The sequence below is a fragment of the Polaromonas sp. P1_G2 genome, from assembly GCF_056405515.1.
This window is the reverse complement of record NZ_JBFUBY010000915.1, coordinates 1-511: the sequence shown is the minus strand read 5'-3', so window position 1 is coordinate 511 and position 511 is coordinate 1. Positions and strand designations below refer to the sequence as shown.

Genomic DNA, 511 nt, shown 5'->3' with positions numbered 1-511 from the left:
CCTTTTGCGACAGCATGTCGCACGCAGAGTAGAAGCATCCCAGGTTTTGACTGAATAAGTTAGCAGCTAAAATAAGTAAGGGGAGCCAATGCTTCTAAATTGGTGGAATAGGCATTTTGCTAGGCGCGCGGAGCATGAAGCGCTCCTCCAGGCGATGCAAAACGTGATTGACAGCCAAGCCAAGGTAATCGAGGCTCTGCGGCTAGCGACTTCAGGCGATCTGCGAGAGAGGGTAATCTTCCCGCAAAGTAACCGGGTGTTGAGTTTCAGCAGGATTTGACCCATTTTTCCATTTCGCGTCGGGCCACCAAATCCGATGTAACGAATTGTCCCCAAACAACTTTCTTCGCCCTGAGTGGATCACGGCGTAGTGGAAAAATGGTCAAACGGATCCGATAATTGACATCGATTCTTATCTGGGCGGGCGTGATCGCCGTGATCGCGCTTTCGCCCATCCTGTTCGCCGCCTTCAAACACTGATGGCCTTGTGCGTGGTCGACATGGTCTAGGG

At 51.9% G+C, this 511-nt stretch carries 1 protein-coding gene; it reads right to left on the bottom strand.

The annotated features are described in order from the left end of the window. Nucleotides 1-266: 266 nt before the first annotated feature. A partial coding sequence (locus tag AC1D0P_RS28315) for a hypothetical protein (RefSeq protein ID WP_477679773.1) occupies nucleotides 267-511 on the bottom strand: 245 nt, incomplete at its 5' end.